The organism is Phaeospirillum tilakii, from assembly GCF_042683125.1.
Taxonomy (GTDB): Bacteria; Pseudomonadota; Alphaproteobacteria; order Rhodospirillales; family Magnetospirillaceae; genus Phaeospirillum; species Phaeospirillum tilakii.
In genome coordinates this window covers 166619-184270 of sequence record NZ_JBHUIY010000002.1, presented here as the reverse complement: position 1 = coordinate 184270, position 17652 = coordinate 166619, and the positions used below count along the sequence as shown (strand labels likewise).

General features: G+C 69.7%; 16 protein-coding genes. 1 reads left to right on the top strand and 15 read right to left on the bottom strand.

Annotated features, from left to right (window positions below):
* Window positions 1-11 precede the first annotated feature (11 nt).
* Together ACFSNB_RS01905 and ACFSNB_RS01900 are read right to left on the bottom strand one after the other, a co-directional pair.
* Complete coding sequence (locus tag ACFSNB_RS01905) at window positions 12-482, bottom strand: hypothetical protein (RefSeq protein ID WP_377313956.1); 471 nt, start codon at window positions 480-482, stop codon at window positions 12-14.
* 15 nt (window positions 483-497) lie between these two features.
* Window positions 498-1754, bottom strand: a complete 1257-nt coding sequence (locus tag ACFSNB_RS01900; protein ID WP_377313954.1) for a radical SAM protein — start codon at window positions 1752-1754, stop codon at window positions 498-500.
* A 96-nt stretch (window positions 1755-1850) separates the two neighbouring features.
* Here ACFSNB_RS01900 and ACFSNB_RS01895 point away from each other — a divergent pair, with 96 nt between their 5' ends.
* Window positions 1851-2606 carry a Crp/Fnr family transcriptional regulator gene (locus tag ACFSNB_RS01895; protein ID WP_377313952.1) on the top strand — a complete coding sequence of 252 codons (756 nt, stop codon included), beginning with the start codon at window positions 1851-1853 and terminating at the stop codon, window positions 2604-2606.
* A 12-nt stretch (window positions 2607-2618) separates the two neighbouring features.
* Here ACFSNB_RS01895 and ACFSNB_RS01890 read toward each other — a convergent pair whose 3' ends face one another.
* The 13 genes from ACFSNB_RS01890 to bchF all read right to left on the bottom strand — a co-directional run bounded on the left by ACFSNB_RS01890 (window position 2619) and on the right by bchF (window position 17627).
* On the bottom strand, window positions 2619-3368 hold the full coding sequence (locus ACFSNB_RS01890) for an MgtC/SapB family protein (protein WP_377313950.1): 750 nt from the start codon (window positions 3366-3368) through the stop codon (window positions 2619-2621).
* A 37-nt stretch (window positions 3369-3405) separates the two neighbouring features.
* Window positions 3406-4557, bottom strand: a complete 1152-nt coding sequence (locus ACFSNB_RS01885) for a hypothetical protein (protein ID WP_377314029.1) — start codon at window positions 4555-4557, stop codon at window positions 3406-3408.
* Window positions 4558-4717: 160 nt separating this feature from the next.
* Entirely contained in the window at window positions 4718-5554 is an 837-nt protein-coding gene (puhE, locus tag ACFSNB_RS01880; protein WP_377313948.1) for a putative photosynthetic complex assembly protein PuhE, read from the bottom strand.
* A 69-nt stretch (window positions 5555-5623) separates the two neighbouring features.
* Window positions 5624-6082 carry a photosynthetic complex assembly protein PuhC gene (gene puhC, locus ACFSNB_RS01875; RefSeq protein ID WP_377313946.1) on the bottom strand — a complete coding sequence of 153 codons (459 nt, stop codon included), beginning with the start codon at window positions 6080-6082 and terminating at the stop codon, window positions 5624-5626.
* 32 nt (window positions 6083-6114) lie between these two features.
* Window positions 6115-6747, bottom strand: coding sequence for a photosynthetic complex putative assembly protein PuhB (gene puhB, locus ACFSNB_RS01870; protein WP_377313944.1), 633 nt, complete (start codon window positions 6745-6747; stop codon window positions 6115-6117).
* Window positions 6744-7520, bottom strand: coding sequence for a photosynthetic reaction center subunit H (gene puhA, locus ACFSNB_RS01865; RefSeq protein ID WP_377313942.1), 777 nt, complete (start codon window positions 7518-7520; stop codon window positions 6744-6746). Before puhA ends, puhB begins: the two co-directional genes overlap by 4 nt.
* A gap of 59 nt (window positions 7521-7579) precedes the next feature.
* The gene (locus ACFSNB_RS01860) at window positions 7580-8983 is read right to left on the bottom strand and encodes a BCD family MFS transporter (RefSeq protein WP_377313940.1); all 1404 of its coding nucleotides are present in this window, start codon (window positions 8981-8983) and stop codon (window positions 7580-7582) included.
* Window positions 8980-9678, bottom strand: a complete 699-nt coding sequence (bchM, locus tag ACFSNB_RS01855; protein WP_377313938.1) for a magnesium protoporphyrin IX methyltransferase — start codon at window positions 9676-9678, stop codon at window positions 8980-8982. The genes ACFSNB_RS01860 and bchM overlap by 4 nt, the downstream gene beginning before the upstream one ends.
* Window positions 9678-10577, bottom strand: a complete 900-nt coding sequence (gene bchL, locus ACFSNB_RS01850; protein ID WP_377313936.1) for a ferredoxin:protochlorophyllide reductase (ATP-dependent) iron-sulfur ATP-binding protein — start codon at window positions 10575-10577, stop codon at window positions 9678-9680. Before bchL ends, bchM begins: the two co-directional genes overlap by 1 nt.
* Window positions 10574-14170, bottom strand: a complete 3597-nt coding sequence (locus ACFSNB_RS01845; RefSeq protein ID WP_417629359.1) for a magnesium chelatase subunit H — start codon at window positions 14168-14170, stop codon at window positions 10574-10576. Before ACFSNB_RS01845 ends, bchL begins: the two co-directional genes overlap by 4 nt.
* Complete coding sequence (gene bchB / locus ACFSNB_RS01840; RefSeq protein ID WP_377313932.1) at window positions 14157-15797, bottom strand: ferredoxin:protochlorophyllide reductase (ATP-dependent) subunit B; 1641 nt, start codon at window positions 15795-15797, stop codon at window positions 14157-14159. The genes ACFSNB_RS01845 and bchB overlap by 14 nt, the downstream gene beginning before the upstream one ends.
* Window positions 15788-17056, bottom strand: a complete 1269-nt coding sequence (locus ACFSNB_RS01835; protein WP_377313930.1) for a ferredoxin:protochlorophyllide reductase (ATP-dependent) subunit N — start codon at window positions 17054-17056, stop codon at window positions 15788-15790. The genes bchB and ACFSNB_RS01835 overlap by 10 nt, the downstream gene beginning before the upstream one ends.
* Window positions 17057-17093: 37 nt before the next feature.
* The gene (gene bchF, locus ACFSNB_RS01830; RefSeq protein WP_417629360.1) at window positions 17094-17627 is read right to left on the bottom strand and encodes a 2-vinyl bacteriochlorophyllide hydratase; all 534 of its coding nucleotides are present in this window, start codon (window positions 17625-17627) and stop codon (window positions 17094-17096) included.
* Between the last annotated feature and the right edge of the window lie 25 nt (window positions 17628-17652).

The window sequence follows — 17652 nt, the reverse complement described above, 5'->3', positions numbered from 1 at the left end:
ACCCCGGTGGTTCAGACGGCGATCCGGTCGAGATGGGTGAAGCCGGGATGGCGGGCGGCCTCGGCGGCGTCGCGGGCGGCGAGGCTCTGATCGAACCCGGCCTCGACCGCGATTTCCCACACCGCGCTGAGGCCGACATCGCCCTCCCGCCCTCGCAGTTCCTGGTAATGGCGCAGGAACAGCGGCCCGGTGACGTGGGCCTGAAGCGGCCGCGCGCGCAGTTCGAGGGCGCGGCCGTCGGGATGGGTCAGCAGCAGCGCCACCGGGCGGTCGTACCACAGCGCCCGCAGCAGGCCGCGCTGGGATTCGGCGGATTCGTGCCGTTCGGGCAGCACCAGCCGCTCCTGGTCGCCTTCCTGCAACGCCGGAACCGGCACCAGCCGGGGCAGATCGCCCGGCCCGGGCACGGCCAGGACCTTGACGGTGGCGGGGTCGGCCAGCAGGGCGGCCAGACCGGCTTGATCGAATGCGGGACGGGTCATCGGGGCAGCTCCGGTCTATTGCAGGCGGGCGAGGTCGGAATCGGGATGGTTGCCGCAGCGGCGGTAATCGTCGAAATCGACCGTCAGGCCGTGGCGGGCGCGGATGTCCTGCAACCCCTGGGCAAGGCGCAGGTAGTAATCGAGCGACGGCGCCTGCTGGTCGTGGAATTCCGACCCCGGGCGCGGCACCCAGACGATGTAGACGGTGGTGACGCCGCGCTCGCCCAGCCAGTCGGCCTCGGCCAGGGTGGCGGCCAGCGCGTCGGCCTCGGTCTTGAACCCATGGGGCCGGGCCAGTTCGACGCCGCCGACCAGCCCGGTGCCGACATTGCCGCGACCGAAGATCCCGACCGCGCGCACCAGCCGTTCCTTCCATTCGCGATAGCCGACCTGACGGGCCTTGCCGGGGCAAACCCAGTTGAACACCGCCTCGTTCAGCACCTCGAGGTCGGTGGTGTAGCTGCTCAGTCCGGTTTCCTCGTGCAGCCGCCGCAATTGGCGTTCATTGAAGGCCGAGCCGATCAGCTGGCTGGGGAAGCGGCGGGTCTTGAACAGGCTGCCGATCGATTGCAGCAATTCGATGTAGAACTCGACCTCCTGATCGAAGATCTCCGCCCCCTTGGTGACCGAGCCGGCGGTCAGGCACAGGTTGGTGAAGCGGCCCGGCTCCTTGATCGCCTCGGCGATGGTCTCGCGCACGTCCTCGGGCCGCAGCCGGGTCGGCACCCCCATCTCCTCGCGCTGCTGCTTGGTGTGGGTGACGATGTCGCAGAAACGGCAGCCGGCCTTGTCGGCCCAGAAATAGCAATAGCTCGACTGGAACACGTTGAGCCGCTGCGGCCGGGCGCTGACCAGCAGGCTCATCTTGATGCCCGACGACGTCAGCTTGTCGTAATAGGCCGGCTTGGGCCACAGATCGACCGTCTCGACCTCGACCCCGCCGTCGAGCAGCACGAAGCGCCCGTCGCGATGATCGACCACATAGGGATCCTGCTCGAGCGGGGTCGGATCGACCAGGATGGTGGTGCCGTCGCGCAGCAGCAGCGATTCCGGCAGCGGCTTGATCGCCCCGTCGCGCGACCCGAAAATGTAGGGGCTGCGCAACTGGTGAATCGCTGGATCGATCGCCGCTTCCGCCGCCGGGGTGTAATGCACCCCGCGCCGCTGGACGTCGATCTTGCGGGCGATCAGGCGGGGAAAGGCGGGATGGGCGGCGAGTACCTCGTCGAACGGCGCCTCGGCGCGGAAATGGGGTTTCAACAGGGCGACCACGGCGGGACTCTCCGGCTGGGGTGGGATCGCCAAAACACTATAAATCTACCAGACTATATGGTAGCAATTAATTGCCCTCAGCGCGGAGCCCCCCCGATGTCCGCCCCCGCCTCGTCCCGCCCGCCCCCGCCGCTGTTCCACGTCCCCGCCCCGCCCCCCGCGTTGCATCTCAGCGAGGAACCACTCGACCCGACCGGTGCCGCCCTGCTGGCCGCGCTCGACGCCCCCGACCTCGCCCCGCTGCGGGCGGCGTCGCGGCGGATCGAGCTGGCCGCCGGGGCGGTGGCGTTCCGCCAGGGCGAGCCGCGCGGGGCGATCTTCGTGATCGATCGCGGCGAGATGCGGATCTTCCATGCCGGACCCAGCGGGCGCGAGGTCACCCTGGCCTATTGGGGGCCGGGCAATTTCATCGGCGGCCCCGATCTGTTCGAGGGCGGCCCGCATATGTGGTCGGGGGTGGCGACCCGGCCGTCCCGGCTGTGGGTGGTGCCGGGCGCGGCACTGCGCGCCGCCGCCGCCGCCTCGCCGCCGCTGGCGCTGGCGCTGATCGACGCGCTGGCCCACAAGGGGCGCTGCATGTCGGCGCTGATCCACCTGTTCGGCACCCGCTCGGCGCGGGAGCGGCTGGCCCGGCTGCTGGTGCAGATCGCCGAGCGCGACGGCCGCCCCGAGGGGGACGGGCTGTCGCTGCGGCGCGATTTCAGCCAGGAGGACCTCGCCCGGCTGGTCGGCGTCACCCGCCAATGGGTGTCGGCCACCTTCGAACGCTGGCGCCGGGACGGGCTGATCGCCCTCACCCCGACCCGGCTGGTGATCCACGACCTCGACGCCCTGCGCGCGGTGGCGGGGTGAGGCCGGGCGGGATCAGGTCTTGGCGTGGGCGAGCTGGACCTCGATCACCCCGGGCAGCCCGTCGAGGGTGGTGGCGAGCGGATCGAACGACGGCACCCGGGTATCGCGGATGAAGGCCAGGAAGTGCCACTCCGCCCAGTCGCGCTCGATCGTCAGCGCCAGCGATTCCGCCACCAGGGTGAAGCCATGGCGCTCGATCGCCGCCACCAGTTCGGCCTCGCCCGGGGCCTGACCGCGCTGGCAGCGCAGCCGCACCGCCAGTTCGTGATGGGCCGGCAGGCTCTGTTCGATCTGTTGCAGCCCGAGCATCCCCAGGGTGGACAGCAGGGTCAGCATGAAGGCGGTGGCATAGAAGCCGATCCCCACCAGCACCCCCACCGCCGAGGCGGTCCAGATCGAGGCGGCGGTGGTCAGGCCGCTGATCGAGAACCCCTCCTTCATGATCACCCCGGCGCAGAGGAAGCCGACGCCGGTAACGATGCCCTGGATGACCCGGGTCGGATCGCCCCCGATTCCGGCCGGCACCGCGCCGCCGTACCACGAGGCGGGATGGCCGATCACCACCGTCAGCGCCGCCGAGGTCATGCAGACGAAGCCATAGGTCCGCATCCCCGCCGCCCGGCCGTTCCAGGTGCGCTCGTAGCCGACCACCACCCCCAGCAGCAGCGCGCCGATCACGTTGAGGCAGACCAGCAGATTGTCCTGCACCACCCGGTCGGACCAGTATCCGGCGGCGAGGTCGGCCAGATCGGGCAGGGTCATCGCGGCGGCTCCCGGGGCGGTGATGGGGAGGCTGATTTTACTCGGCGCCGCGCGGCGTGTCGCCCGCCCCGACCCGGCGCCCGGTGAACGGGTTCCACCCCTGCTCGGCCAGCGCCGTCCAGGCGGTGGCGCCGAGATGGGGCCAGCGATAGTAGAAGAAATCGGCCGACACGCTGTCCGGCCCGATCGCCAGCCCGGTCGGCAGCCGGGTTTCCGGCGTCGCCCACAGATAGCCGCCCGGGCTGACCTGCCCGGCCAGGGTGGCGAGCAGCGCCCGCGTCCGCTCCGGCCGGCCGGCGGCGCGCCAGGCCAGCGCCGCCTGGGCGGTGCCCTCGCACCACAACCCGGCGCGGTCGGCGGCGAAGGAGAAACCGCCGGGCACCCCATGCGCCCGCTCGGCATAGGCCAGCGCCCGCCGCCAGTCCGGCGCGGCCCCGGCCAGCAGGGTCGGCCATAATTGGGCATCGAGGCCGGAATTGGCCCGGTTGGGGCTGACACCATCGGGCAGGGTGCCGACCAGGAACCGCCCCTCGTCGGCCAGCCACAGCGAGTCGAGCATCCGCCGCGCCGCCGCCTCGGCCGCCGGCCACGGCCCCGGCGCGCCCGACCGCGCCAATCCGCCGAACAGGGCGATCAGGTCGGTCTGATGCTCGGCTGATTTCCAGGTCAGGCGACGTTCGCCCTGCCCTTCCCCATCGATCCCGCCGGTGAAGCCGCCGGCACCGCGCCGGTCGGCGACCTCGGCCAGCAGCCACTGGCCCAGCGCGGCGGCGGCGGCGCGCGCCTCGGCGCCCCCCACCGTCAGCAGCGCCAGCCCGGCCCAGGCCACCACCCCGCTGCTGGTGCCGACCTGATAGGAATCCTCGACCCAGCGCCCCTGCGCCGCGTCCCACCAGCCGTTGGGCGGGGGCGGATCGGGCTGCGCCCCGCCGCGATAGGCGTTGCGCAGCCGGCCGTGGCGCGCCGCCAGGGTCAGCGCCGCGCCGATCCGCCGCGCCTCGCTCTCGCGGCCGCAGGCGACCAGGGCGATCGCCGCCACCGCGTTGTCATAGGTGAAGGCGGCGGTGGCCAGCGCCGGGCGATCCGCCACATCGTCGAAGCTCGCCAGCAGCACCGGCCCCGCGCCGGGCACCGCCGCCACCCGGGCAGCCAGCGTCGCGCAGGAATCGGCCCAGGCCGGCGGGGTCATCAGCAGGAAGGCGAGCAGAAAAAAGAGACGCGGGCTCCGCCCGCACCCGCCAAGGGCCAGAGGCCCTTGGATCCCGTTCCCTTGGCGTTGCCGTGCCCGACCGACAATGGGTTCCAAGGGCCCCCGGCCCTTGGCGGGCGTGGGCGGAGCCCACATCCGGTCAGAGCGGGCGAACCGGATCGGCAACCGACTTGACCAGGGTTTCGTCGTCGTGGCCGGCGGCGGCCGGGTGGCGATGGCCGTGGGTCTTGAGGCCCCATTCCCACAAGGCGGCGGTCGGCAGCGGCAGCACCAGGAACCAATGTTCCAGCACGCCGACCACCAGCAGGGCGGCGAGGAAGGTATCGGCGGTCTGCTGATACGAGCCCGGCTCGGCCGAGGCCGCCTCGCCGATCATCCAGGCGGTGGCGACGGTAGCGACGGTGACCGACAGCGGGAACAGCAGGTTCATCGGCCGCCGGGTCAGGAAGCTGCGCAGGAACAGCAGGTGGTCCGGCAGGAAATCCTCGCTGAGATTGGGCACGCCGAGGAAGACGTTGAGCTTGGCGCTCTGATGCATCCCCCACAGGATCAGGAAGCTCCACAGCGCCAGCGGATTGGCCGCCTCCCAGCACACCGCCAGCAGCACGGCGGCGGTCAGCAGGATCTTGATCTCGTGATAGAGGGTGACCTGGATGCCGTGCAGGAAATGCGGCCAGCCGGAACAGCCCTCGTGGCAGGCATGACGGCGCGGACCGGTGACATAGCCGAGATAGAAGCTGATTTCCTGCCAGCCCCAGGCGAAGAAGCCGAAGGTGAAGGCGGCATAGGCCCCGGCCACGCTGGCGCTGTCGGCGGTCAGCACGAGGCCGACCAGCGCGACGGCGAACACCGCCGTCGCCACCATCATCGTGCGGCGGAAGGTGGCGGTCGGCAGACCGTCGAGAAACAGCACCGCGCCGGTGCCGAACCACCACAGGAACAGAGCGTACAGCGCCGGACAGGCGTAATCCAGCATCCGCCTATGCCCCGACGCGCGGGTGGGCTCGGGCCGGGTATCGGCGCGGGACGCCGCCCGCCCAGGCGATCATGACGCCGGTTTTCCGACGGTCAGCAGCCGGGTGAAGGCCTCGAGATTGGTCGGGCCATAGGCCTCGAGTTCAAGCCGGGTCCCGGTGGTCAGGTCCTGGAGGGTGACGCGGCCATCATCCCAGCGGGTCAGCCGGAACGGCGCGGCGCCGCCCTGGGGCAGGCCACGATGCTCGCGCGCCAGCGCGCGGGTGGCGCCACGGACGAAACCATAGGTGCCGGGCTCAAGCAGGTCGATCCGGGCGTGGGTGGCCGGGTCCTCGACCGCGATGCTGCCGTCGGGCTGGTCGACGAAGGCGACGTCGCGGCTGGCCAGGGCGTTGGCCTCGGGCGCCTGCCCAAGGCGATAGCCGGTATAGCGGGCGACCCCGGCGAGGATCACCACCAGAAGAAGCAGGGTGCCGGCCCCGATCAGAACGGGGCGGGGAATGGGCTTGTCGCCGAACGGGCCGCTCATTTTGTCTCCGGCTTTGTCAGGCTGTCAGACTATCAGGCGTCGGCGGGTTCGCGCGGGGCCGCCACGGCCGCCTCGTGTTCGCGGGCGGCTTCGGCCAGCGCGTCGCCGAGGATGCGGGCGATCGCCACCGCGCCGGGAACCGCGCGCAGCATCGGCTCGACCTTGCTGAAACGCCAGGGGCGGGCATGCGGCCACAACACCAGATAGGCGAGGTTGCGGTTGCCGCCCAGCGTCAGCACGAGGTCGCCGGTGCCGTCGGAATAGGTCTTGAGCGCCACCGACTCGATCATGCCGAACGGCAGATTGACCGACAGCGGCAGCGCCACGCCGTGCGAGATGACGACACGGCGGGTGGTGATCGAATAGGTGGTGGCGCGGGCGCTGGCCCAGCCGATCAGCGACAGGATCCCCCCCGCCGCCAGACCGGCCGCCAGCGTCAGCACGACCGCGCCGAGGGCGCGGACCGCGCCCCCGCCATCGGCCACCACGCTGACCGCGGCCCATCCGCCGAACAGGCCGAAATAGACCGCAAGCCAGCCGAAGCGAAAAGCCCGGTAGGCCAACGGCCACCAGGCCGGGGAGCCCTGCCACAGCAGGCGCTCCCCCTGGGGAAGCGGCCCGGGCAAGCCCGGGACCGTGTCTACAGAATGGTCGTGATCGCTCACAGCCAGGATTCCGTCCGTTCCGGAGTCGCCAGCAGGTAGCCACCGCCGAAATAGGCGCTGACCCGGTCTTCCTCGCGGAAGGTGATCCGGTCGGGGTTGGCGATGGTCGGGGCCGAGGCGAACAGGGCCGCCGGCACCGAACCGGTGCGGACCTTCTTCTCTTCGGTCAGGACCTTGACCAGCGCGTTCGGGATCAGCACGGTGCGGGTGCTGTTGCCGGCGCGAACCGCGATCTCGTAGTAGCGGACCAGCAGGTCGCCACGATCGACCCACAGGTCGGAAACGGTGCCCGCGACCTTGTCGTCGGCGCCGAGGATTTCCCAGCCACGCGGATCGGGATCTTCGGATTCGACCGACAGGTCCTTCGCCACGCGCAGCGGGACGATGCGGACATGGCCTTCGCCGTCGATGTCGGGGGCGTCGATGCGCTCGGCCCACGCCGCCGGGCCGATACCGGACAGCAGCGGGTTGCCGGTCGGCACCAGCGGGGCGCCGTCGAACTTGTAGGCCGGGGTGGCGCCGGTGACCGGAACCAGTTCCTCCGCCCGCGGGGCGGTGCGGACGCTGCCGTCACGCAGCAGGAAGGTCTTGGGCTCGGGCAGCGGCGGGAAACCGATCACCCGCTCCGGGTTCGGCCCATCCGTCACCAGCGGATAGCCCTCGCGCTTGTCTTCCGAGCGCAGGTAGTAAATCAACAGGGCGAAGAAAGCCCAGAACGCATACAGCGTCACCAGGGCCACGTCCACATGAGGAGTGAGAGCGCCGATGTCCATGGTATGACCTCAATCGCAAAGATTAATGAGGAGATCCAGCCGAAACCGGACCCTTTTGACTAACGCTGGGCGCCAACCGCCCCCTGGGCCCGTACCAGGGGAACAATGGCGACCAACGCGGCGAGCAACAACACGATCTCAAAACAGTAGACCGCCACGTACCCGGTTGCGGGCACCGCGAAGGCCTCTCCAAACGCCCCGGAGATGGCGAGTCCCGACACCACGTCGCGGGCGACGCCACCGAATGCGATGGCGAGGCCGGCGGCGGAAGCCTGAACCGCCCCCCAAACCCCCAGGGCGAGGCCGCTGTCGCCATGCTTGGCCTGTCCCATCGAATCGGACAGGGTCGAGGCGACGAACAGACCGGTACCGAACCCGATCAGCAGCGTGCCCAGGCCGAACAACGGCACCGAATGCAACGGAGCGGACAGGATCAGGCTCGACAGCGCCACCAGACCGGCAAAGATGCCGATGGCGGCAAGACGGTGGGGGTTGACCCCGGTCGCGAGCCGACGCGCGGTCAGCACATAACCGGTCACCCCACCGATGGCGAAAAGGGAAAACATCAGGGTGGTCACCGCCACCGGCAGGTGCAGCACCTGACCGCCGAACGGCTCGAGCAGGACGTCCTGCATCGAAAAGCCGAAGGCGCCGATGCCGACCACCGCGAGGCGGCGCAGCGCGCGCGGATCGGCGGCGATGAATTCACGCCACGCATCCCCGAACTTCGGCGGCGCGCTCTTGTCGAGGGCCCGCTCGGCGTTGCGGGGTTCCTGCTTCCACAGCGCGATCGAATTGAGCAGCATGGTGACGAAGGCCGCCCCCTGCACCACCTCGATCAGCCGCTTCGGGCTGAACTCGGCCAGCAGCGAGGAGAACACCACCGCGCTGACCACCATGCCGACCACCATCATCGAGCACATCATCGCCACCACCCGCGGCCGCGCCGGCTCGGGCGCCATGTCGGCGGCCAGGGCGAGGCCGACGGTCTGGGCGGTGTGCATGCCGGCGCCGACCAGCAGGAAGGCCAGCGCCGCCCCGATCTGGCCGATCACGTTGGGGCCGGCGCTCGGCTCCGACAGCAGCAGCAGGGCGAACGGCATGATCGACAGGCCGCCGAACTGCAACATCGTCCCCATCCAGATGTAGGGGACGCGGCGCCAGCCCAGCACCGAGCGGTGATGATCCGACTTGAAGCCGATCACGGTACGGAACGGGGCGAGAATCAGCGGAATCGCCACCATCAGCGCCACCAGCCACGCTGGCACGCCGAGTTCGACGATCATCACCCGGTTCAGCGTGCCGAGCACCAGCACGCCGGCCATGCCGACGGTGATCTGGAACAGCGACAGGCGCAGCAGCCGCTTCAGCGGCAGATCCGGGCTGGCGACGTCGGCGAACGGAAGGTACCGCGTGTCGATGTTGACCAACGACCGGGCGATGCTGCCGGAAAGCCTTTTCATGACCGCCGCAACTCCAGCGCCTGGGACTTGTAGAACCCGGTGAGAATACGCCGGGTTCGTCCCGGACTCCAGCCCGCCAATTCGGGGGTGGCGGCGATGTGGGCGACCAGCGCCTCTTCCGCCACCGGCACGATCGACGGGCCCCGGTCGCCGCGCGGGAAGAACTTGCCGGCGTAATGCATCGCCATCAGCAGCGGGGTGCGCGGGGCGAAGGTGAACAGCACGCCCCGGTCGGTGCGGCTGGCCAACTGGGCGATGATCTTGACCGCGTCGGGGGTGTCGTAATGGATCACCGAATCCATCGCCACGGTGTAGTCGAACCGGCCGATCGAGGAATCGAGCATGTCGCCCGAGCGGAAATCGATCCGCGCCGCCAGTTCGGCCGGCACCCGTTCCTTGGCGACGCCGATCAGGGTCGGCGACAGGTCGATCGCCACCACCTCGGCGCCACGGCGGGCGGCCTCGACCGACAGCAGCCCGGTGCCGCAGCCGGCGTCGAACAGCCGCATCCCGGTCATGTCGGCCGGCAGCCAGTCGAGCAGGGTCGCGCGCATTTCCTCGCGCCCGGCGCGGACGGTTTCACGAATCCGGCTGACCGGACTGTCCGAGGTCAGCTTGGCCCAGGCCTCGGCGGCGGTGCGGTCGAAATAGGTCGCGACCCACCCCTTCCGCTGCTGGTAATTGGCGGTCGGCATCAATTGAATCCCAACAGATCGAAGATTTCGCGGTCCTTGAGCGCGTGCGCCGACTCGAGCGGCTCGACCCCGTTCCACAATTGAGTGGCGAGGGCGAGATATTCCGCCTGGGCCTTGGCGACGTCCGGATTGGTGGCATCCAGCTCGAACAGGGTCGATTTCTGCAACCGGCTCTTGCGGATCACGTCGAGTTCAGGCATGTGCGCCAGCCGCTTCATCCCGGCCATCGCGTTGAACTTGTCGATCTGGTCGGTCGCCGCGCTGCGGTTGGCGACCATGCCGCCGACCCGCACCGGGTAATCGCGCGCCTTGGCCTGGATCGCGGCGATGATCCGGTTCATCGCGAAGATCGAGTCGAAATCGTTGGCGGCGACGATCACCGCCCGGTCGGCGTAATGCAGCGGCGCGGCGAAGCCGCCGCACACCACGTCGCCCAGCACGTCGAACACCACCACGTCGGTCTCGTCGAGCAGATGGTGTTCCTTCAGCAGCTTGACGGTCTGGCCGACGACATAGCCGCCGCAGCCGGTGCCGGCGGGCGGGCCGCCGGCCTCGACGCACATCACCCCGTTATAGCCCTCGAACACGAAATCCTCGGTCCTGAGCTCCTCGGGGTGGTAATCGACCTCCTCCAGCACGTCGATCACCGTGGTGGTCAGCCGCTTGGTCAGGGTGAAGGTCGAATCGTGCTTGGGGTCGCAGCCGATCAGCAGCGTCCGCTTGCCCAGCTTCGAGAACGCCACCGCCAGATTGGACGAGGTGGTCGATTTGCCGATGCCGCCCTTGCCATAGATGGTGAACACCTTGGCCGAGCCGATCTTGACCCGGGGATCGAGGCTCACCTGGCTGCTGCCCTCGTCGTCGGGACAGGCGGAGGGATCGTCACAGCGATCGGTCATGCCGCCTCTCCGACATTGACGCCTTCGAGGCGGTCCTCCAGCTCGCGGCCGGCATCCTGCAGAATCTTCAAGGTTTCCTCGTCCGGGGTCCAGTAGTTGCGTTCGTGGGCCTCGATCAGGCGGTTGGCGATCTTGGCCGAGGCGGCCGGGTTGAGCTTGGCCAGCCGTTCCCGCATCTCGGGATCGAGCATGTAGGTCTCGGTCAGCTGACGGTAGACCCACGGCGCCACCTCGCCGGTGGTCGCCGACCAGCCCAGGGTGTTGGTGACCTGGGCCTCGATCTCGCGCACGCCCTCATAGCCGTGTTCGAGCAGCGCCTCGTACCATTTCGGATTGAGGGTGCGGGTGCGGGTCTCGAGCGAGACCTGCTCGGACAGGGTGCGCACCGTGCCCTCGCCATGGGTCTGATCGCCGATATAGGTCTGGGCCGAGGCGCCGCCGCGGGCCCGCTTGACCGCGCGGGTGATGCCGCCCAGCGAGTCGAAATAATGGTCGATGGTGGTGACGCCGACCTCGACCGAATCGATGTTCTGGTAGGTGACATCGACGCTGGCCAGCAACTGGTTGAGCACCGCGTCGTTGCGGGCCGGCTTGCCGGTGACGCCGAAGGCGAAGCCCTTGCGCTTCTGGTAGGCGTCGGCCAGTTCGTCCTCGTCGTCCCAGGCGCCGGCCTCGACCAGCTGGTTGACGTTGGCGCCGTAGGCCCCGTCCTCGTTGCCGAACACCCGGAGCGCCGCCTCGGCCAGTTCGCAGCCGGTCGAGTCCATGATCGCCTTGGCGTGCTTGCGGACGAAGTTCTGCTCCACCGGCTCGTCGGCCCCGGCGGCGAGCAGCGCCGCCTCGGCCAGCATCCGGGTCTGCAACGGCAGCAGGTCGCGGAAGATGCCGGACAGGGTCAGCACCACGTCGATGCGCGGCCGGCCCAGGGTTTCGAGCGGGATCAATTGGGCGCCGCAGACCCGGCCGTAGGAATCCTGGCGGGGTTCCGCCCCCATCAGCCACAGCGCCTGGGCGATCGGGCCGCCCTCGCTCTTGAGGTTGTCGGTGCCCCACAACACCATCGCCACCGTCTCCGGCACGCCGTGGCCGTCGGCCTGATGGCGGGCGAGGATGCGGGCGGCCTGACGGGCGCCGTCCTTGACCGCGAAGGCGCTGGGGATGCGGAACGGATCGAAGCCGTGCAGGTTGCGGCCGGTCGGCAGCACGTCGGTGGTGCGCAGCAGGTCGCCGCCCGGGGCGGGGTGGATGTAGCGGCCGTCGAGGGCGCGCAGGATCGCCGGGATCTCGGAATCCTCGGCCAGCAGGGCATCGACCCGGGCCCGCTCCTCGGGATCGGTGATCCCGGCCGCCTCGATCATGTCGGCCCGCTCGGCCGCGCTGTCGGGCTCGCCGACCACGTGCAGGCCGTTGGGGATCAGGGTCATCTCCAGTTCGAGCAGCTCGGTGTTGAGCGTCTCGACCCGGCTCTGGCGTTCCTCTTCGGTCCAGGCCGGCTCAAGCTGGGCGAGATCGACCTGGGCCGCCTGGGCCTGGATCAGCTCGGCCAGCGAGGCGCGCTGCTCCGGATCGGAATCCGGCTCAAGCTGACGCCAGCGGTCGATCGAGGATTTGAGATCCTGGAGGCCGCGATACAGCCCGGAATGGGTGATCGGCGGGGTCAGGTAGGAGATCAGGGTCGCCCCGGCCCGGCGCTTGGCGATCGAGCCTTCCGACGGGTTGTTCGAGGCGTAGAGATAGAAATTGGGCAGATCGGAGATCATCCGGTCCGGCCAGCATTCGCCCGACAGGCCCGACTGCTTGCCCGGCATGAATTCCAGCGCGCCGTGGGTGCCGAAATGCAGCACGGCATGGGCGCCGAAATCGTCGCGGATCCAGCGATAGAACGCCGAGAAGGCGTGGGTCGGCGAGAAGCCGCGCTCGAACAGCAGCCGCATCGGGTCGCCCTCGTAGCCGAAGGCGGGCTGGACGCCGACGAAGACGTTGCCGAAGCTCTGGCCCAGCACGAAGATGTTGGCGCCGTCCGACTGCTGCCGGCCGGGGGCCGGGCCCCAGGTCGCCTCAAGCTCCTTGAGGTAACGCTCGCGGCGGACATGGTCCTCGGCCGGGATCTTGGCGGCGACGTTGGCCGGAGTCCCGTGCAGCGCGGCATTGCCCTGGAGCAGCGACTCGCGCAGCGCGTCGGCGTTCTCGGGCAGATCGACGCTGTAGCCGGCCGCCTTCATCGCCTTCAGGGTGTTGAAGATCGACGGGAACACCGCCAGGAAGGCGGCGGTGCCGACCTTGCCGGCATTGGGCGGGAAGTTGAACAGCACCACCGCGACCTTGCGCTGGGCCCGCTCGGTGCGGCGCAGGGTGACCAGCTTCAGCACGCGGGCGGCCAGGGTGTCGGCCCGCTCCGGCTCGGCCACCATTTCGCGCCGCTTCTGGCCCTCGGGGGTGGCGGGACGGCCGCCATAGGTCATCGGCAGGATCGCGCCGTCGAGTTCCGGCAGCGCCACCATCATCGTCGCCTCGACCGGCATCAGGCCGCGATTGTCGGCGCGCCACTGGTCGAGGGTCTGGAACTCGACCGCGTGGGCGGCGGCATAGGGCACGTCGAGCCGGGCCAGCACCGATTCGGCCGAGCGGGCGTCGTTGTAGGCCGGGCCGCCGACCAGCGAGAAGCCGGTCAGCGACAGCATCAGGTCGATGGTCGGGACGCCGTCCTTGAAGAAGAACGCCTCGATCGCCTCGCGCGGGTCGAGCCCGCTGGCGAAGGCCGGGATCACCCGCAGCCCCTTGGCCTCCAGCGCGGCGATCACCCCGTCATAATGGGCCGAATTGCCGGCCAGCACGTAGGAGCGCAGCACCAGCACGCCGACGGTGCCGGCGAGCCCGGCATGGGGGGGCAGATCCTCGAGCTTGCTGACGATGCGGTTCTTGGCCTTGGGGTGGTAAAGGCCGACATCCGGATATTCGATCGGGTCCTGCACCTTGACCGCATGGGCCAGATCCTTGCGCGGGCCGGAGGCGTAACGCTCGATCAGCAGCCGGATCATGTTGGCGACGTTGTCGTCGGAACCGGCCAGCCAATATTGCAGGCAGAGGAAATAGGCGCGGACGTCCTGGGCGGTGCCGGGGATGAAGCGCATCAGCTTGGGCAGCTGACGCAGCATCTTCATCTGGCCCTGGCCGCTGGTGCCGTCCTTCTTCTCGCCGCCCTTCAGCTTCTTCAGCAGGGCCATGATGCCCTTGGCCTCGCCGTTCATCGAGAACCGGCCCAGCTTGGTCAGCTTCATCACCTCGCTGGCCGACAGGCAGCACAGCATCGCGTCGCAGGCGTCGCGCCGCGCGGTCAGCGCCGGCAGCACGGCGCGGATATGCTCGTCGAGGAACAGCATGCAGGCGACGACGATGTCCGCCCGCTCGATGTCACGGACGCAGGCGGCCAGGGCGCCGGCATCGTTGCAATATTCGTCGGCCGAATGGATGTCGAGTTCGAGGGAGGGCACTTCCTGCCGCAGCACCTCGCGCGCCCGGTCCACCGCCGCCGAGAGGTGGCTGTCCATCGTCACGATGACGACGCGGATCGGCGTCGCGTCAGCGCCCGACATTGGCTTTTGCATCATAAAGCGCCTCAACGGTAATTTGGGCCAGACCACGCTCGCGGGCGAACCGTTCGGTGTTGCGGCGGGCCTTGCCGCGCACGAAGAACGGCACCTTGAGCAACTCCTTTTCCGCTTCCGGGGTCCAGGACGGTGTCCCGTTGGCGGGAGCCGCCGGAGCGGCGGCGGGGGCAACAGCGGCGGGAGCGGCGGCCGGAACGGCCTCGGCCGGGGCGGGCGCGACCGGCGCGGCGGCGACGGCCACCGGTTCGGCGCTGCGCTCGACCGCGGCGCCGCCGAGATGGGACGGCGCCGCCTCCTCGTGGAATTCGAAATCGTGACGGAACATCTGCAACAGATGCTCCTCAAGCCCCATCATCAGCGGATGGATCCAGGTATCGAACAGGACGTTGGCGCCCTCGAACCCCATCTGGGGGGCCGAGCGGGCCGGGAAGTCCTGGACATGGACCGGGGCCGAAATCACCGCGCAGGGCACGCCGAGCCGCTTGGCGACATGGCGTTCCATCTGGGTGCCGAGCACCAGATCGGGGGTGGCCTCGGCCACCTTGGCCTCGACCTCGAGGTAATCGTCGGTGATCAGCGCCTCGACGCCGTACAGCTTGGCGGCGTCGCGGACGTCGCGGGCGCGTTCGCGCGAGTAGGAACCGAGCCCGACCACGGTGAAGCCGAATTCCTTGGTGGCGACCCGGGCGGCGGCGATGGCGTGGGTGGCGTCACCGAAGATGAACACCCGCTTGCCGGTCAGGTAGTTCGAATCGACCGAGCGCGAATACCACGGCAGCCGGGTGGCCGGCGCCGCCAGCAGCGGGGCCGGATCGACCCCGGCCAGCGCCGCCACCTCGCGGATGAAGTCGAGGGTGGCGCCGACGCCGAGCGGCACGGTGGCGACGAAGGGCTGGCCGAAGCTGCGCTTCAGCCATTCCGCCGCCGACTGCGCCACCTCGGGATAGAGCACGACGTTGAAATCGGCCTCGCCCAGGCGGGCGAGATCGGCCGGGCTGGCCCCGAGCGGGGCGCAGACATGGACGTCGATGCCGAGCCGGTCGAGCAGACGGGTGACCTCGACGATGTCGTCGCGATGGCGGAAGCCGAGCGAGGTGGCGCCGAGCAGGTTGCAGCGCGGCCGCTGGCCCTCGGGCCGGGCCGGGCGCGGCGTGCCCGGGGCCGGGACGTGCGGGCCGGCCAGCCCGCGCACCAGCTGATAGAAGGTCTCGCCCGCGCCCCAGTTCTCCTTGCGCAGGAAGGCCGACAGCTCGACCGGGATCACCGGGATCGGCAGCCCCATCGCCCGCGCCAGCCCGCCGGTGTCGTCCTGCAACAGTTCGGCGGTGCAGGAGGAGCCCACCACCAGCGCCTGGGGCTGGAAGCGGGCGATCGCGTCGCGCGCGGCGGTCTTGAACATCTCGCTGGTGTTGCCGGCGAGGTCACGGGCCTGGAAGCTGGTGTAGGTCACCGGCGGCCGCTTGCGGCCGCGCTCGATCATGGTGAACAGCAGGTCGGCGTAGGAATCGCCCTGCGGGGCGTGCAGCACGAAATGAACGCCGGTCATCGCGGCGACGACACGCATCGCGCCGATGTGGGACGGCCCCTCGTAGGTCCAGAGGGTCAGTTGCATGGCGCAAGCTCCACCAGCCGTGACCGGCGCAACAACGGCCTGGCGAACAGCTCGGCCAGATCGCCGGCCTGATCATAGCCTTGGATCGGGGTAAAAAGAAGTTCGATCGACCACTTGGTGGCGATCCCCTCGGATTCGAACGGATTGGCCAGCCCGAGGCCGCACACCACCAGGTCGGGACGGTCGGCGCGACAGCGGTCGAGCTGGCGTTCGAGATCCTGACCCTCGGACAGGCGGGTGCCGTCCGGCAGCAGGGCCAGTTCGGGGGCGAGATGCTGGCGGTGGAGATAGGGGGTGCCCACCTCGACCAGCTCCATCCCCAGTTCGCGGGCCAGGAAACGGGCCAGCGGGATCTCGATCTGCGAATCCGGGAAGAAGAAGATCCGCTTGCCTTCCAGTTCGGGACGGAAGCGGTCGAGCGCCTTGGCCGCGCGCGCCGCCGCCGGGGCGGTGACCGCCTCGAACCGCTCGGCCGGCACCCCGAAGGCGGTGGCGGCGGCCTGGAGCCACAGGGTGGTGCCCTCGGCCCCGAACGGGAACGGCGCGGTCAGCACCGTCGCCCCCTTCTGCTCCAGCGCGCGGGCGGTGGTGGCGAGGAAGGGATGGGCCAGCAGCACCACGCTGTCCGGCCCGACCGGCGGCAGATCGTCGGAGCGGCGCGGCGGGAAGAAGCGCACCCGCTCGATGCCGAGCCCGGCGAACAGCCGTTCGAGCTGGCCCTCGACCACCTCGGCCAGCGAGCCGACCACCAGCAGCGAGCGCCCGGCCCCGGCCGGCAGGGCCGGCAGCTGCGGCACCAGCGCGGCGAGACAGGCATCCTCGCCCTGGGTGAAGGTGGTGTCGAGACCGCTGCCGGAATAGGCGACGATCCGCACCCGCCCGCCCTGGGCCCGCATCAGCCGGTCGGCGGCGAGGTCGAGGTCGAGCTTGATCACCTCAGACGGACAGGAGCCGACCAGGAACAGCATCCGGATGTCGGGGCGGCGTTCGAGCAGCCGGGTCACGATCCGGTCGAGTTCGGCATTGGCGTCGGCGCGGCCGGCCAGATCGCGATCCTCGATGATCGCGGTGGCGAAGCGCGGCTCGGCGAAGATCATCACCCCCGCCGCCGACTGAATCAGGTGGGCGCAGGTGCGCGACCCCACCACCAGGAAAAAGGCGTCCTGGATCTTGCGGTGCAGCCAGACGATCGGCGCGAGGCCGCAGAAGACCTCGCGCTGGCCGCGTTCCCGCAGAGGAACGACGTCATCACATCCCATTACGACACCCGCTTGTTCAGGCGGCCGGTGGCCGCTTTCATTGCGCCGACCCGGCAGCCGCTTCCGCCGCTTCCGCCTCGGCCTGCAACCGGGCGGCGCGCAGTTTCAACAGGAACTGGGTGGCGTTGACGACGTAGGTGGCGTAGGCGGCGAGCGCGACATACATCTGCTGCTCGACCGACAGCGACCCGGTCAGCAGCCCCCACAGATAGATCGTGTGCAGCGCCAGCACCAGGAAGCTGAACACGTCCTCCCAGAAGAACGGCCGGGCGAACAGGTAGCAGCCGAACACCACCTTCTCCCAGATCGCTCCGGTGATCATGATGGTGTAGAGGATCATGGTCTTGGCCACGATCGAGATGGTGGCGGCGGATTCGCCCGCGCCGGTGGCCAGATAGCGGACCACCAGCACCAGACTGACCAGGAACACCACGAATTGGATCGGTGCGAGAATGCCCTGAACCAGCGTCCACACCGTCTCGTCGCGGCGGCGCCGCTCCTCGGGTGTATAAAGCGGCGGGCGTTTGACGACAGACGGCGACGGCTGGCGGGCGCTGCTGCGACCCGCCATGGTCGCCCAAGGGCATTTGTCCATG

Bases quoted from the DNA above. Each gene is read 5' to 3' on its own strand.
- ACFSNB_RS01890 (WP_377313950.1), bottom strand. From the start codon at position 3,368: ATGACCCTGCCCGATCTGGCCGACCTCGCCGCCGGATACTGGTCCGAC.
- bchB (WP_377313932.1), bottom strand. From the start codon at position 15,797: ATGCAACTGACCCTCTGGACCTACGAGGGGCCGTCCCACATCGGCGCG.
- bchL (WP_377313936.1), bottom strand. From the start codon at position 10,577: ATGACCGATCGCTGTGACGATCCCTCCGCCTGTCCCGACGACGAGGGC.
- ACFSNB_RS01860 (WP_377313940.1), bottom strand. From the start codon at position 8,983: ATGAAAAGGCTTTCCGGCAGCATCGCCCGGTCGTTGGTCAACATCGAC.
- ACFSNB_RS01835 (WP_377313930.1), bottom strand. From the start codon at position 17,056: ATGGGATGTGATGACGTCGTTCCTCTGCGGGAACGCGGCCAGCGCGAG.
- puhE (WP_377313948.1), bottom strand. From the start codon at position 5,554: ATGCTGGATTACGCCTGTCCGGCGCTGTACGCTCTGTTCCTGTGGTGG.
- puhA (WP_377313942.1), bottom strand. From the start codon at position 7,520: ATGGACATCGGCGCTCTCACTCCTCATGTGGACGTGGCCCTGGTGACG.
- bchM (WP_377313938.1), bottom strand. From the start codon at position 9,678: ATGCCGACCGCCAATTACCAGCAGCGGAAGGGGTGGGTCGCGACCTAT.
- ACFSNB_RS01895 (WP_377313952.1), top strand. From the start codon at position 1,851: ATGTCCGCCCCCGCCTCGTCCCGCCCGCCCCCGCCGCTGTTCCACGTC.
- ACFSNB_RS01845 (WP_417629359.1), bottom strand. From the start codon at position 14,170: ATGTCGGGCGCTGACGCGACGCCGATCCGCGTCGTCATCGTGACGATG.
- bchF (WP_417629360.1), bottom strand. From the start codon at position 17,627: ATGGCGGGTCGCAGCAGCGCCCGCCAGCCGTCGCCGTCTGTCGTCAAA.
- ACFSNB_RS01885 (WP_377314029.1), bottom strand. From the start codon at position 4,557: ATGACCCCGCCGGCCTGGGCCGATTCCTGCGCGACGCTGGCTGCCCGG.
- puhC (WP_377313946.1), bottom strand. From the start codon at position 6,082: ATGAGCGGCCCGTTCGGCGACAAGCCCATTCCCCGCCCCGTTCTGATC.
- ACFSNB_RS01905 (WP_377313956.1), bottom strand. From the start codon at position 482: ATGACCCGTCCCGCATTCGATCAAGCCGGTCTGGCCGCCCTGCTGGCC.